Below are 13,893 nucleotides of genomic sequence, written 5' to 3' on the forward strand. Positions count from 1 at the left end.
GTAGGAACTGACGCGGTCTTGGGCCTGTTGGGCGCAGGCAAACGGGTCGGCCCCCGGACAACACCGGGGGCCGACCCGTCTGCGGACTGCCTCTGCCGCGAACCTTACTGAGTGCGGTTCTCGCCGTGGTAGTACTCGAAGACCCATCCGAACAGGCCGACGAGCAGCACCGGCGCCGAGACGTACACCAGCCACCACCCGAAGGCCACGCCGAGGAACGCGAAGGCGGCGCCGAGTCCGAGGGTGAGCGGCTGCCAGCTGTGCGGGCTGAAGAAGCCCAGCTCACCGGCGTCGTCCGCGACGTCGGCCTCCTTGTTGTCCTGCGCGCCGGCGTCCACCCGGCGCGCTGTGAACGCCAGGTAGTAGCCGATCATCACGGCGAGACCGAAGGCGAGGAACAGCCCCGTCGTACCGACGGGCTCCTTCGACCAGGCGCCGTAGACGATCGCCGTGGCCAGCAGGAAGACGCCCAGGCCGAGGAAAATCTTCCCCTGGATCTTCACTTTCCGTCCTCCTTACCGCCGACGAGCGTCCGCTCGCCCGCCGCTTCGTACTCCCCGAGCTGGTCGAGGGCCGCTACCTCGGGGTGGTGCAGGTCGAAGGCAGGCGACTCGGAACGGATACGCGGCAGCGAGAGGAAGTTGTGCCGCGGGGGCGGGCAGCTCGTCGCCCATTCGAGCGACCGGCCGTAGCCCCACGGGTCGTCGACCTCGACCTTCTTGCCGTGCTTGGCCGTCTTCCAGACGTTGTAGAGGAACGGCAGGATCGACAGGCCCAGCAGGAAGGAGCTGATCGTCGACAGGGTGTTCAGAGCGGTGAAACCGTCCACGGCCAGGTAGTCCGAATAGCGGCGCGGCATGCCCTCGACACCCAGCCAGTGCTGCACGAGGAAAGTGCCGTGGAAGCCGATGAAGAGCGTCCAGAAAGTGATCTTGCCGAGCCGCTCGTCGAGAATCTTTCCGGTGAACTTCGGCCACCAGAAGTGGAAGCCGGCGAACATCGCGAAGACCACCGTGCCGAACACGACGTAGTGGAAGTGGGCCACCACGAAGTAGGTGTCGGAGACGTGGAAGTCCATCGGGGGCGAGGCCAGGATGACGCCTGTCAGGCCGCCGAAGAGGAACGTGACCAGGAACCCGATGGTCCACAGCATCGGCGTCTCGAAGGACAGAGAGCCCTTCCACATGGTGCCGATCCAGTTGAAGAACTTCACGCCCGTCGGTACCGCGATCAAGAACGTCATGAAGGCGAAGAAGGGCAGCAGCACCCCACCCGTGACGTACATGTGGTGCGCCCAGACCGTCACCGAGAGGCCGGCGATGGCGATGGTCGCCGCGATGAGGCTGATGTAGCCGAACATCGGCTTGCGGCTGAAGACGGGGACGATCTCCGAGACGATGCCGAAGAACGGCAACGCGATGATGTACACCTCTGGATGGCCGAAGAACCAGAAGAGGTGCTGCCAGAGCAACGCGCCGCCGTTCGCCGCGTCGAAGACATGGGCACCGAACTTGCGGTCGGCCTCCAGCGCGAAGAGCGCGGCGGCGAGGACCGGGAAGGCCAGCAGCACCAGCACACCGGTGAGCAGCACGTTCCAGGTGAAGATCGGCATGCGGAACATCGTCATGCCGGGTGCGCGCATGCAGATGATCGTGGTGATGAAGTTGACCGAGCCGAGGATCGTCCCGAAACCGGAGAGCGCGAGACCCATGATCCACAGGTCGGCGCCGATGCCGGGCGAGCGGATCGCGTCCGAGAGCGGCGAGTAGGCGAACCAGCCGAAGTCCGCGGCGCCCTGCGGGGTGAGGAAACCGCCGACCGCGATGAGCGAACCGAAGAGGTACAGCCAGTACGCCAGCATGTTCAGCCGCGGGAACGCCACATCGGGTGAACCGATCTGCAGCGGCATGATCCAGTTCGCGAAGCCCGCGAAGAGCGGGGTGGCGAACATCAGCAGCATGATCGTGCCGTGCATGGTGAACGCCTGGTTGAACTGCTCGTTCGACATCACCTGGAGGCCGGGACGGGCGAGTTCGGCGCGCATGAGCAGCGCCATGACGCCGCCGATGCAGAAGAAGACGAAGGACGTGACGAAGTACAGCGTCCCGATCTTCTTGTGGTCCGTGGTGGTCAGCCAGTCGACCACCGCGGCTCCGGGCGTCTTCTGTCGTACGGGTGGTGCTGCCTCAGCCGTCGTGGCGGCACCCTGGGTGTCGTTGAGGATGCTCACGGGTTATTCGTCTCCGCATTCTTGGCGCCGCCAGTGGTGGGGGTGCCCGACGGGATGTAGCCGGTCTGGCCCTTCTCGGCCAGGTCCTCCAGGTGCTTCTGGTAGCGCTCCGGGGAGACGACCTTGACGTTGAAGAGCATCCGCGAGTGGTCGACGCCGCACAGCTCGGCGCACTTGCCCATGTAGGTGCCCTCCTTGCTGGGGGTCACCTCGAAGCGGTTCACGTGGCCGGGGATGACGTCCTGCTTCATCAGGAACGGCACGACCCAGAAGGAGTGGATGACGTCGCGGGAGGTCAGGATGAACTGGACCTTCTCACCCTTCGGCAGCCAGAGCGTCGGGCCCGGGTTGCCGTTCTGCGGGTTCTTCTCGCCGGGGGTGCCCACCGCGTAGACGCCGTCGGCGCCCTCGGGGAAGCTCTTCGTCATCCTGTCGGGGATGGCGGAGAGTTCCTTGTCCCCTGTGTTGGAGGTGGAGGCGTCGCCGTCCACGTCCTCGATGTAGTTGAAGCCCCAGCTCCACTGATAGCCGACGACGTTGACCACGTGCGCCGGCTTCTCCGTCGTCGCCAGGAGCTTGGTCTCGTCCCGCGCGGTGAAGTAGAAGAGCACCGCCACGATGATGATGGGCACGACCGTGTACAGAGCCTCGATGGGCATGTTGTACCGGGTCTGCGGGGGGACCTCCACCTTGGTCCTGGAGCGCCGGTGGAAGACGACGCTCCACAGGATCAGGCCCCAGACCAGTACGCCCACGGCGAGCGCCGCTGCCCACGACCCCTGCCAGAGGGAGAGGATCCGCGGGGCCTCGTCCGTGACCGGGGTGGGCATGCCGAGGCGGGGGAAGTCCTTGGATGTGCAACCGGTAGCGGTCGCCAGGACCAGGCCCGCGGCGAGCGCCTGCTGCGGCTTCCGCCGCATCGGGCGCCGCGACATGGGGGTACCGCCCCCGCCCTTCGGGCGGTGGGGGAGGTCGGAGCCGTTGGGACTCACGTAGCGCCTTCCCGAGAGTCTCGCCCGCCCATCCGGGCTCGGCCGTGTTGCAGGTCGGGCGCGGGCCCTGGCGCGGGCAGGGGTTTGGATGTTTATGCGGGGCAAACCTTACTGGACCGTTCCCGGGCTCCTGCGGGGAGGGTCCCCAACGCGCCGCGAGGCCCCTGCCAGCACCGGAAGGCGGCGCCGCGGCGGGAGGCGGCAGGGCGAAGACGGGCCGCACGGGGCGCGGTTGGGCGCGTGGAGGTGGACGGCCGTGGTGCTGCGTGCGGAGCGCGTCCCCGCTCCGGCGCGTGCCGCTCACCGCGCCTGCCCCTGACGCGGCGTCGGGACGGAGCGTCCCGCAGTACCGCGGTAGTGACGCGGCGAGGAGCCTCCCGCGGCGGCCGGCTCCCGGAGGCACATGCACCGCAAGGAGCCGCGGGAGGCACCGCAGACACACAGGACACACGGACCGCAGGAGCCCGCAGCAGCCGCGCCGGTCTCACGGGAACAGAGTTAGCGTTCCTCTGTGCCCTACTTCGATGCCGCATCGTCCGTTCCTCTGCACCCCGTCGCCCGCCAGGCCCTGGCCGCGTCCCTGGACGAGGGGTGGGCGGACCCCTCGCGACTGCACCGGGAGGGGCGGCGGGCGCGGTTGCTGCTGGACGCCGCGCGTGAGACCGCCGCGGAGGCCGTGGGATGCCGTCCCGACGAGCTGGTTTTCACCCCCTCGGGTACCGGCGCTCTGCACAGGGGAATCGCGGGCGCCCTCGCGGGGCGGCGCCGCGTGGGACGGCGGCTGGCCGTCTCCGCCGTGGAGCACTCGGCGGTCCTGCACGCGGCCTCAGCCCACCGGGAGGAGGGCGGCTCCGTCACCGAGGTCCCCGTGGACCGCAGGGGACGCGTCTCCGCAGCCGCGTACGAGGAGGCGCTGACCGAGGAGACGGCGCTGGCCTGTCTCCAGTCCGCCAACCACGAGACCGGCACCGTGCAGCCCGTCGCCGAGATCGCCGGGCTGTGCGCGGAGGCCGGCGTACCGCTGCTCGTGGACGCCGCGCAGTCGCTGGCCTGGGACCGCCCCGGGGGAGGCTGGTCGCTCCTGGCGGGCAGCGCGCACAAGTGGGGCGGTCCGCCGGGGGTGGGGCTCCTCGCGGTACGCAAGGGGGTGCGCTTCGCCGCACCGCCACCGGCGGACGAACGCGAACAGGGTCGCAGCCCGGGCTTCGAGAACATCCCCGCGATCGTGGCGGCGGCGGCCTCCCTGCGTGCCGTACGCGCGGACGCGGATGCCGTGGCGGCCCGGCTCCGCCCGCTGATCGAGCGTGTCCGCGCCGAGGTCCCGCGGGCGGTACCGGACGTGGAGGTCGTCGGTGACCCGGTGCACCGGCTGCCGCATGTCGTGACGTTCTCCTGCCTCTACGTGGACGGCGAGGCGCTGCTGCACGCGCTCGACCGTGCCGGCTTCTCGGTCTCCTCGGGCTCCTCGTGCACGTCCAGCACGCTGACGCCCAGTCACGTCCTGCTGGCCATGGGAGTGCTGTCGGAGGGCAACATCCGGCTGTCGCTGCCCCCGACGCCCGAAGAGTCGGTCGAGGCGGACGTCGAGCGGTTCCTCCAGGTGCTGCCGGAGGCTGTACGCGAAGTGCGTGAGCAGTTGAACGCGCCCGCCGTGCCACGGGAGCGGGCCGCGGGGTACGACGCCGCCGTTCAGGACGCCGCCGTTCAGGACGCCGCGGTTCAGGACGAGGGGACGAACCACCACGCGGCCCGCTACGAGGAGCAGCGGACGGTCCCCGCAGAGGGCGCGAGAGAGCTGACCGTCGACGCGCTGGGGACGCTGTGCCCCATGCCCGTCATCGAACTGGCGAGGAACTTCGACGACGTGCCCGTCGGGGGTGTGATCACAGTCCTCGCGGACGACGAGGCGGCTCGCGTCGACATTCCGGCCTGGTGCGAGATGCGCGGGCAGGAGTATCTGGGCGCGCAGGGCACCCGGTACCGCGTCCGCCGCCTGAGCTGAGCACGGGTGCGGAGGCGGGACCGGAGGTCGCAAGCGGAAGGGGCGGCCCGCTGCCGGGCCGCCCCTCGCCGTCGTCTCTCGCTGTCCGCTCAGTCGCGCAGGTGCGCGGTGACCTCCGCGGCGGCGTCCTCGCCGTAGCGCTTGGTGAAACGCTCCAGGAAGTGCGCCCGGCGCAGCTCGTACTCCTGGGTGCCCACCGTCTCGATGACGAGCGTGGCCAGCATGCAGCCGACCTGGGCTGCGCGCTCCAGGCTCACTCCCCAGGCGAGGCCGGAGAGGAAGCCCGCGCGGAAGGCGTCACCGACACCGGTGGGGTCGGCCTTGGCCTCCTCCTTCGGCACGCCGACCTCGATGGTCTCCTTGCCCTCACGCTCGATGCGGACGCCCTTGGCGCCCAGCGTGACGACCCGGGTACCGACCTTGGCCAGTATCTCCTTGTCGCTCCAGCCGGTCTTGGCCTCGATGAGCTCCTTCTCGTACTCGTTCGAGAAGAGGTACGTGGCGCCCTCCATGAGGGTGCGGATGTCCTCGCCCTCCATGCGCGCGATCTGCTGCGAGAAGTCCGCGGCGAAGGGGATGCCCCGCTTGCGGCACTCCTCCGTGTGACGGGTCATCGCCTCGGGGTCGTCCGCGCTGATGCACACGAGGTCGAGACCGCCCACACGGTCGGCCACGGTCTGGAGTTCGATCTGGCGGGCCTCGCTCATGGCTCCGGTGTAGAAGGAGCCGATCTGGTTGTGCGCCTCGTCGGTGGTGCACACGAAGCGGGCGGTGTGCTTCAGCTCGGAGATGTGGACGGACTCGGTGTCCACGCCGTGCCGCTCGAGCCAGGCGCGGTACTCCTCGAAGTCCTCCCCCGCGGCGCCGACGAGGATCGGGTTCGCCCCGAGCTGCCCCATGCCGAAGGCGATGTTGGCGCCCACGCCGCCCCGCCTGATGTCGAGGGTGTCGACGAGGAACGAGAGGGAGACGGTGTGCAGCTGGTCGGCGACCAGCTGGTCGGAGAACCGACCGGGGAACGTCATCAGGTGGTCATTCGCGATGGAGCCGGTGACTGCGATACGCACGGCGAAAACTGCTCCTGTCGGAGGACGCTGTCGGATGGCAACATCACGCTACCCGCTCGGCCCTCGTATCCGAACAGGACGGAACTACCCGATAGTAGGGCCTTCCGGGCCCCTCACCTGCTGCGTAGCGTCGGAGGATGCAGAACCTGACGCAGAACCTCACGCAGGACCTCCCCCTGAGCCGTCCGCACGACAGGCTGCGGAGCACCTCGGCGGAACCCGAGTCGATGGACGAGCTGCGCAGTGACTGCGCCCGCATGGCGCCGCACTGGACGGGTCCCATTTCCCCCTCCGCCACGCCCTCTTGGGGCGCCTCGCACCCCGCACGCCGGGTGGGGCAGGCGTCCTCGGCGGGACGGAACGGGACGGCGGGGTCGTACGGGACTCCGCAAGGGGTGCGCGTGCCTGCTTCCTCCGCACGGCTGCTGGACGGCATGTCCGAGTACGGCCTCTGGTGAACGGTCGCGGCCTCCCGTGAAGTGACCGGCAGCCGGACGGCCGGTCCCGCGGGCCGAGGTCAGCCGCAGGCCGGAGGACCGCGCGGGGAACCAGCTGGGCTCCGCCTCCGTCACACACATGTCCCTTGCATGCAGGGTCGGGACCTGAAGTGATGAGCGGAGCCGAAGGAGCATTGCCGTGAACACCGACAAGTCCCCCGCCGACGGTGGGGGTTCCCCTTCCGCAGACGTACGGCCCGGGCGGCACGGCCGCCGGCAGCTGTCCGTCGTCACGGTGGCGGCGGCCGTACTGCTGGCCGGCGGTGGTGGCGCGTACTGGGCCTCGACCGCAGGTGACGGCGGCGATTCCGGACCCGGCACCTCCGGGCCTCCGAAGCTGGCGCTGGACGGAATCTCGGCGCAGGGCGGCCCCGGCGAGGACGACGGAGCCGGCAACGGCATCGCACCCGGCGAGCCGAACCCCAACGCCCAGACGTACCGCGCGAACGGAAACTTGCCGGACGGCCCTGACGCGGCCAGCGTCTACCGCACGCCCGGCAGCGTCCCGCGCTCCGCGGTCTCCGCGCTCGCCGAGAGCCTCGACGTGCCCGGCGAGCCGCAGAAGAAGGACGGGCGGTGGCTCGTCAACAAGGACGGAAAGTCCGGCGGCGGCGGACTGACGCTCACCGTGAACGACGAGCGCCTGGCCGGCAACTGGACGTACCAGACGTCGGATTCGCCCGTCATGCCGTGCGGGAAGCCGCTGCCGACGGTGCCCGGCGGCGACGCCGTGCCGTCCGGGGGACAGGCGGAGCGGCCCGGCTCCTGCCCGGCCATGCCCGGTTCCGGCGAGGGCGACCCGGTCTCGGAGAAGAAGGCGAAGGACGCCGTGCGGCCGGTGCTGAAGACGCTGAAGCTCCAGGACGCCGAGCTGGACGCAACCGTGACGACCGGTTCGCTGCGCATGGTGAGCGTGACGCCCGAGGTGGGCGGCATGCCGACCAAAGACTGGAACAGCACGTTCACCGTCGGCAAGGACGGCAGGATCGTCCGCGGGCACGGAAACATCGGCGAGCTGAACGAGGGCCCCTCGTACCCGGTGATGTCGGCGAAGGAGACGCTGAAGCACCTCAACGAGCAGGGCGCCACGGGCCCGGGCAGCGGCTCCGGAACCGTACGTGAACCGGCACCCGCCCCCAAGGCGGACGACAAGCCGGGCAAGGACGAAGCCGCCCCGGGCAAGCCGCTGAAGGTGACGGGCGCCGAATTCGGACTGGTGACGCGCTACTCGGTCGGCAAGCCGGTGCTCGTACCGTCGTGGATCTACGAGGTGGAACTGCCGGGCGGCGACCAGAAGGCCGGCGTGGCCCACCCCGCGGTGCGGCCCGAGTACCTCAAGCCCGCCAAGCCGCCGAAGCCCGGGGCGGATCCGGACGCGTCCGACGGTTCGGGGCAGGCGCAAAAGCCCGGCGAGAAGCCTGACTCCGGCACCCCCGTACAGGCCGTGAAGTCCTACAAGGTGGACGGACGCACGGTGAAGCTGACCTTCTGGGGCGGTGTCTGCGACAAGTACACGGCCAGCGCCGAGGAGTCCGGGAAGTCGGTGAAGGTGACCGTGCGGCCCGAGAAGTCCGACCCGGACAAGGTCTGCGTGAAGATGGCCAAGCCCCAGACGGTCGAGGTCGAACTCGAGAAGGAGCTCGGCGACCGGAAGGTCGTGGACACGCAGGACGGTGAGGGCGTACCGAAGGCCGGATGAGGCCGTCGGCAGCCCCGCGGGCGAGAGGTCCGCGAGGAATTTCGCGGGCGGGACCCTTGAGCGGCCCCCGGAGGGGCACAAGCGACGAGAACCGGAGCTGAGGGAGAACGGGGGCAGGAACGACGGAGGCGGCGGACCCCTGGTGGGGGGAGTCCGCCGCCTCCGTCCTTTTCAGCTCCGGCAGTTCGGGCCCGGATCGTCAGGACCGGGACCGGCCTCCGGCCGGGGGCCGGAGGGCTGCTCAGTTGAAGGAGTCACCGCAGGCGCAGGAGCCCGTGGCGTTGGGGTTGTCGATCGTGAAGCCCTGCTTCTCGATGGTGTCGACGAAGTCGATGGAGGCTCCGCCCAGGTACGGGGCGCTCATGCGGTCGGTGACGACCTTGACGCCGTCGAAGTCCTTGACCACGTCGCCGTCGAGTGAGCGCTCGTCGAAGAAGAGCTGGTACCGCAGGCCGGAACAGCCACCCGGCTGGACGGCGACCCGCAGCGCCAGGTCGTCACGACCTTCCTGCTCCAGCAGGTTCTTGACCTTCGCCGCGGCGGCGTCGGACAGAATGATGCCGTCGCTCACAGCGGTCTCGTCCGATACGGACATCTGCTTCTCTCCCGGGTTGTTCGGACTGCTCTGCCGCCAGCTGAAACCGGCGGCGTCCCGGATTCATTCCAGGGCCGGCACGTTCATTTTCCGTTGTTCTCGGTCCTCATGCTCCCACACGGCCGGAGCGAGTGGGAATGCGTCACATCGACGCGAACGCCATCGTCAAAGTGACGTGAAGCAGTTATGATTAATAGCGTCAATTAGACGAAAAGCCGCTTGCGGCGCTAGAGAAAGGGTGGGTGCCGTGACCGCCCAGCCACTGGACGTACAGCCGACGCCACTCGCGCTGCTGCTGCTCGGCCGCGAGTCCGACCCCGGCAGTGAGCGTGGCGTCGACTGCCCCGGCGACCTGCCGGCCCCCTCGGACCCCGGCCTGGTCGAGCGGGCGCGTGCCGCGAAGGCGAAGCTCGGCGAACGGGTCTTCGTGCTCGGGCACCACTACCAGCGGGACGAGGTCATCGAGTTCGCCGACGTGACGGGCGACTCCTTCAAACTGGCGCGGGACGCGGCGGCACGGCCGGAGGCCGAGTACATCGTCTTCTGCGGCGTGCACTTCATGGCCGAGTCGGCCGACATCCTCACCTCCGCCGAGCAGCAGGTCGTCCTGCCGGACCTGGCAGCGGGCTGCTCCATGGCCGACATGGCCACGGCCGAACAGGTCGCCGAGTGCTGGGACGTGCTCACCGAGGCCGGTGTCGCGGACGTCACAGTGCCCGTCTCGTACATGAACTCCTCGGCCGACATCAAAGCCTTCACGGGCAGGCACGGCGGCACGATCTGCACGTCCTCCAACGCCCGGCGGGCGCTGGAGTGGGCCTTCGGCCAGGAGACGGGGGGCGCCGGGGCCGCGTCACGGAACGGCTCCGGCTCGCATTCCGGCTCCGGCTCCCGCGCCAACAAGGTGCTCTTCCTGCCGGACCAGCACCTCGGGCGCAACACGGCCGTCCGCGACATGGGGATGTCGCTGGAGGACTGTGTGGTCTACAACCCGCACAAGCCGAACGGCGGGCTGACCACCCAGCAGCTGCGCGACGCGAAGATGATCCTCTGGCGCGGCCACTGCTCGGTCCACGGCCGCTTCTCGCTGGACTCCGTGCAGGACGTACGGGCCCGCATCCCGGACGTCAACGTCCTCGTGCACCCCGAGTGCAGGCACGAGGTCGTCGCCGCCGCTGACCACGTCGGCTCGACCGAGTACATCATCAGGACGCTCGAAGCCGCCCCCGCCGGATCGAAGTGGGCGATCGGCACGGAACTCAACCTGGTGCGGCGGCTGGCGAACCGCCATGCGGACGAGGGCAAGGAGATCGTCTTCCTCGACCGCACGGTGTGCTTCTGCTCGACCATGAACCGGATCGACCTCCCGCACCTCGTCTGGGCGCTGGAGTCGCTGGCGGACGGCAGGCTCGTCAACCGCATCCAAGTCGACGACGAGACCGAGAAGTTCGCCAAGCTGGCCCTGGAGCGGATGCTGGCCCTGCCGTAGCCTGCGGCAATGCTGGTGAGGCCGCTGAAGGACACCGAGGAGGACGCCGAAGCCGTCCGGGTGCTGGCCGAGACCTCGTTCGCGGGCGGCCCGGCGGCCGGCGCCGTCCCGGCGGAGCCCGGCACCGCGGCACAGGGCGGCGGCGCACTTCCCGCCATGCCCCCGCCGGGCGCGGGGAATCCGGCCCGCAGCCGGGAGCGGGTCCGGCATCTGGTGCGTACGGACCCCCGCGGGAGCTGGCTGGCCGCCGACGCGGCCGGACGTCCCGTCGGCGCCGCCCAGTCCCTCGTACGGGAAGGCACCTGGGGGCTGGCCCTGCTCGCCGTACTGCCCGAGGCGCAGGGCAAGGGTGTGGGAAAGGCGTTGCTGGAGCGGACGCTGGAGTACGGCAGGGCGTGCCTTCGGGGGCTGATCTGCTGCCCCGGCGATCCGGTCGCCGCACGGGTCTACCGCAGGGCGGGCTTCGAGCTGCATCCGGCGATGCGGCTGGAGGGCACGGTCGACCCCGCCCCTGCGGCCGGTCCCGACGGCCCGGTCGTCCCGGGGTCGGGGACCCACCGGGACCTGATGGACTCCGTCGACCGGCGGCTGCGGGGCGGGGCGCACGGCCCGGACCACGAGTTCCTGCTGCGGCACTGCCGCCTGTTCGTCGCCGACGACCTCGCCGGCAGCGGATACTGCTATCTGCGTGAGCAGGGCCGCGTCGAACTTCTCGCGGCGACCTCGCGGCGCCTCGCCGCACGCCTGCTGAGCGCGGCACTGCTGAGCCTCCCCGAGGACGTCCCGGCCACAGTCCCGTACGTCACGGCCGAGCAGCAGTGGGCGGTCGATGTCGGCCTCGCGGCCGGGCTCAGGCCGGGGAACGCGGGCTACGTCTGCCTGCGGGGGATGCGTGCGCCCAGTCCGTACATCCCGTCCGGCGGCTTCCTGTGAAGGGTGACCGCTCCGGCCGGTGCCGTCCGGCGTCCCCGCATCAGGTCCCTGGCCTCACGAGTCCGTTCTCGTAGGCGGCGACCACCAGTTGCGCACGGTCGCGTGCGCCGAGCTTCGACATGGTCCTGTTGACGTGCGTCTTGACGGTCAGCGGGCTGACGGAGAGCCGTTCGCCGATCTCGTCGTTGTTGAGCCCTCCCCCGACGAGCGTCAGCACCTCGCGCTCGCGTCCTGTCAGGGCTTCGAGCGCGTCGGGCGCGGGCGTCGGCCCACCGCCTCCCTCGCCGGCGGCCTCCCTGGTGGCGTACGGGCCGCTCTGCGCCAGGAAAGTGGCGATCAGTCCCTTCGTGGCCGCCGGTGACAGCAGCGCGTCGCCCTTCGCCGCCGTACGAATCGCGGCCAGCAGCTCTTCCGGCTCGGCTCCCTTGCCGAGGAACCCCGAGGCACCGGCGCGGAGCGCCTGCACCACGTAGTCGTCGACCTCGAAAGTGGTCAGGATGACGACCCTGACGCCGGAGAGCGAAGGATCGGCGCTGATGGCACGCGTGGCGGCGAGACCGTCGGAGCCCGGCATGCGGATGTCCATCAGGACGATGTCGGGGCGCAGCCGGCGTACCGCTTCCAGCGCTTCGGCGCCGTCCGAGGCCTCGCCGACCACCTCCATGCCGGGGTCGGAGTCGACCAGCACCCTGAAGGCGCTGCGGAGCAGCGCCTGGTCGTCCGCCAATACCACCCGGATCGTCATGCGGAGGTGCCTTCCTGGGGGTGGGCGGGCGCGTGGGTCTGCTGCCTGAGCTGCCGGCTCCCCGGCGGCGGCTGCGGGGGTGGCACGGACTGCTCGGTGTGCGGGCCGTCTCCGTCGTGCTGGTGCGCCGCCGGCCGGAGCGGCAGCCGTACGTGAACGCGGAAGCCGCCGCCGCGCAACGGCCCGGTCTCGCAGCTCCCGTGCAGAGCGGCGGCACGCTCACGCATCCCGATGAGACCGTGGCCGCCGCCTCGCCCCTCTGCGGACGTGCCGGTGCCGCTCCCCGCACCGGAGGGCTCCTCACCGGTTCCCGTGCGGGAAACGGCCGTCACGGCCTCGGCGGCGGTCGCCCCTTCCCCGGGGTTCTCCGGGGGTGCGGGAGTCTGCACGGGGGGCGGTGCGGCGGTGCCCGCGCCGTCGTCGGTCACGGTGATCTCCAGCCCGGGAGGTGCGATGTCGATCGTGACGTCGGCGTGCGCTCCGGTGCCGACATGCTTCTGCACGTTCGTCAGCGCCTCCTGTACGACGCGGTAGGCCGTCAGGTCCAGGGCCGAGGGCAGATCCGGCGCGGCGCCGGCCGTCGGCCGCGTGTCGGTCAGGGAGACGGACACGGAGAGTCCGGCACGTGTGAAGCCCTCGACGAGCTCGTCCAGCACACCGAGGCCCGGAGCCGGTTCGGTCGGGGCGAGGCTCTCCCCGGACTGCCGCAGCAGACCCACCGTGGCCTGCAGTTCTTCGAGCGCGTGCCGGCTGGCCTCCCGTACGTGCGCGAGGGCTTCCTTGGCCTGGTCCGGCCGCTGGTCCATGACGTGCGAGGCCACGCCCGCCTGGACGTTGACGAGCGCGATGTGGTGAGCGACCACGTCGTGCAGCTCGCGTGCGATGCGCATCCGTTCCTCCGCGACGCGCCGCCGTGCCTCCTCCTCGCGGGTACGTTCCGCGCGCTCGGCTCTCTCACGTATGGCGTCGACGAACGCCCGCCGGCTGCGTACGGCCTCTCCCGCGGCGGCGGCCAGCGCCGTCCAGGCGAAGATGCCGAAGTTCTCCTGCGCGTACCAGGCCCGGCCGCCCAGCAGCATGCCCGACGCCGTGAGCACCACGACGGTCGCCGCCCCGGCCCGGACGCCGGTGACGCGGTCGGTGCGGTCGGCGACGGTGTAGAGCGCGATGATCGCCGCGACCACGATCGGAGCACGGTGGCCGTGCGGTGCCACGTCGGCCGGCGGATCGGTGAGCAGGCCGCACACGGTCGCCAGAGTCGCCGCGCACAGGACCGGGATCGGTGCCCGCCGCCGCAGCACCAGAGCCGCACAGGCCAGCGCCGCCAGCAGGACCGTCAGCGGCTGCACCTCGCGTTCGCCGAAGCGGGGACGTACGTCCTGACCGTGCGGCGTGGCGGCGGCAGCGGCGACGATCGCCAGGAAGGCGGCGAGCGCGAGCACGGCGTCGACCACGAAGGGGTGCGCGCGCGTCCATCGCCGCACCCCGCACACCAGCCGCGTGCCGGGGCCGCCGTTCGCCTCCGGAACGGGATCGGGCACGGAATCGTCGGCGGCCATGTCGCGGGTCACGTCAGGAAAGGTACGGCCTCCGGGCCTCCCGTCCGGCGGGCCGCCTCCCCGCCCGGCTCCGGGCGGGGTGACG

12 protein-coding genes are annotated in these 13,893 nt (G+C 70.6%); 5 read left to right on the plus strand and 7 right to left on the minus strand.

The window, feature by feature from the left end:
- Positions 1-104: 104 nt before the first annotated feature.
- Genes ACFPA8_RS25755 through ctaC form a run of 3 tightly spaced genes read right to left on the minus strand, consistent with a single transcriptional unit; the run spans position 105 to position 3,222 of the window.
- Positions 105-503 carry a cytochrome c oxidase subunit 4 gene (locus ACFPA8_RS25755; protein WP_386452286.1) on the minus strand — a complete coding sequence of 133 codons (399 nt, stop codon included), beginning with the start codon at positions 501-503 and terminating at the stop codon, positions 105-107.
- Complete coding sequence (gene ctaD / locus ACFPA8_RS25760; protein WP_386452288.1) at positions 500-2,230, minus strand: aa3-type cytochrome oxidase subunit I; 1,731 nt, start codon at positions 2,228-2,230, stop codon at positions 500-502. Before ctaD ends, ACFPA8_RS25755 begins: the two co-directional genes overlap by 4 nt.
- Complete coding sequence (gene ctaC, locus ACFPA8_RS25765; protein WP_386452290.1) at positions 2,227-3,222, minus strand: aa3-type cytochrome oxidase subunit II; 996 nt, start codon at positions 3,220-3,222, stop codon at positions 2,227-2,229. Before ctaC ends, ctaD begins: the two co-directional genes overlap by 4 nt.
- A 511-nt stretch (positions 3,223-3,733) precedes the next feature.
- Here ctaC and ACFPA8_RS25770 point away from each other — a divergent pair.
- A complete protein-coding gene (locus ACFPA8_RS25770; protein ID WP_386452292.1) occupies positions 3,734-5,224 on the plus strand; it encodes a cysteine desulfurase/sulfurtransferase TusA family protein in 1,491 nt (496 codons plus the stop codon).
- An 89-nt stretch (positions 5,225-5,313) separates the two neighbouring features.
- Here the strand turns inward: ACFPA8_RS25770 and ACFPA8_RS25775 are convergent, their stop codons facing one another.
- Positions 5,314-6,291, minus strand: a complete 978-nt coding sequence (locus ACFPA8_RS25775) for a carbohydrate kinase family protein (RefSeq protein WP_386452293.1) — start codon at positions 6,289-6,291, stop codon at positions 5,314-5,316.
- Positions 6,292-6,428: 137 nt separating this feature from the next.
- Between ACFPA8_RS25775 and ACFPA8_RS25780 the strand changes: the two genes are divergently transcribed.
- A complete protein-coding gene (locus ACFPA8_RS25780) occupies positions 6,429-6,749 on the plus strand; it encodes a hypothetical protein (protein WP_386452295.1) in 321 nt (106 codons plus the stop codon).
- A 178-nt stretch (positions 6,750-6,927) separates the two neighbouring features.
- Positions 6,928-8,487 (plus strand): hypothetical protein, encoded by a 1,560-nt coding sequence (locus ACFPA8_RS25785; protein ID WP_386452297.1) that lies wholly within the window; start codon positions 6,928-6,930, stop codon positions 8,485-8,487.
- Positions 8,488-8,728: 241 nt separating this feature from the next.
- On the opposite strand, the gene ACFPA8_RS25790 is transcribed toward ACFPA8_RS25785, so the two are convergent.
- The gene (locus ACFPA8_RS25790) at positions 8,729-9,082 is read right to left on the minus strand and encodes a HesB/IscA family protein (protein WP_045864091.1); all 354 of its coding nucleotides are present in this window, start codon (positions 9,080-9,082) and stop codon (positions 8,729-8,731) included.
- A gap of 247 nt (positions 9,083-9,329) precedes the next feature.
- Between ACFPA8_RS25790 and nadA the strand changes: the two genes are divergently transcribed.
- Positions 9,330-10,571 carry a quinolinate synthase NadA gene (gene nadA, locus ACFPA8_RS25795; protein ID WP_386452298.1) on the plus strand — a complete coding sequence of 414 codons (1,242 nt, stop codon included), beginning with the start codon at positions 9,330-9,332 and terminating at the stop codon, positions 10,569-10,571.
- 9 nt (positions 10,572-10,580) lie between these two features.
- Positions 10,581-11,504, plus strand: a complete 924-nt coding sequence (locus ACFPA8_RS25800) for a GNAT family N-acetyltransferase (RefSeq protein WP_386452300.1) — start codon at positions 10,581-10,583, stop codon at positions 11,502-11,504.
- Positions 11,505-11,544: 40 nt separating this feature from the next.
- Here the strand turns inward: ACFPA8_RS25800 and ACFPA8_RS25805 are convergent, their stop codons facing one another.
- On the minus strand, positions 11,545-12,249 hold the full coding sequence (locus ACFPA8_RS25805; protein WP_386452302.1) for a response regulator: 705 nt from the start codon (positions 12,247-12,249) through the stop codon (positions 11,545-11,547).
- Positions 12,246-13,808 (minus strand): sensor histidine kinase, encoded by a 1,563-nt coding sequence (locus tag ACFPA8_RS25810; RefSeq protein ID WP_417801327.1) that lies wholly within the window; start codon positions 13,806-13,808, stop codon positions 12,246-12,248. The genes ACFPA8_RS25805 and ACFPA8_RS25810 overlap by 4 nt, the downstream gene beginning before the upstream one ends.
- Positions 13,809-13,893: the final 85 nt, after the last annotated feature.

Origin of the sequence: Streptomyces ovatisporus (assembly GCF_042653885.1) — a bacterium.
GTDB lineage: Bacteria > Actinomycetota > Actinomycetes > Streptomycetales > Streptomycetaceae > Streptomyces > Streptomyces ovatisporus.

Bases quoted from the DNA above. Each gene is read 5' to 3' on its own strand.
- ACFPA8_RS25780 (WP_386452295.1), top strand. From the start codon at position 6,429: ATGCAGAACCTGACGCAGAACCTCACGCAGGACCTCCCCCTGAGCCGT.
- ACFPA8_RS25790 (WP_045864091.1), bottom strand. From the start codon at position 9,082: ATGTCCGTATCGGACGAGACCGCTGTGAGCGACGGCATCATTCTGTCC.
- ACFPA8_RS25800 (WP_386452300.1), top strand. From the start codon at position 10,581: ATGCTGGTGAGGCCGCTGAAGGACACCGAGGAGGACGCCGAAGCCGTC.
- ACFPA8_RS25805 (WP_386452302.1), bottom strand. From the start codon at position 12,249: ATGACGATCCGGGTGGTATTGGCGGACGACCAGGCGCTGCTCCGCAGC.
- ACFPA8_RS25810 (WP_417801327.1), bottom strand. From the start codon at position 13,808: ATGGCCGCCGACGATTCCGTGCCCGATCCCGTTCCGGAGGCGAACGGC.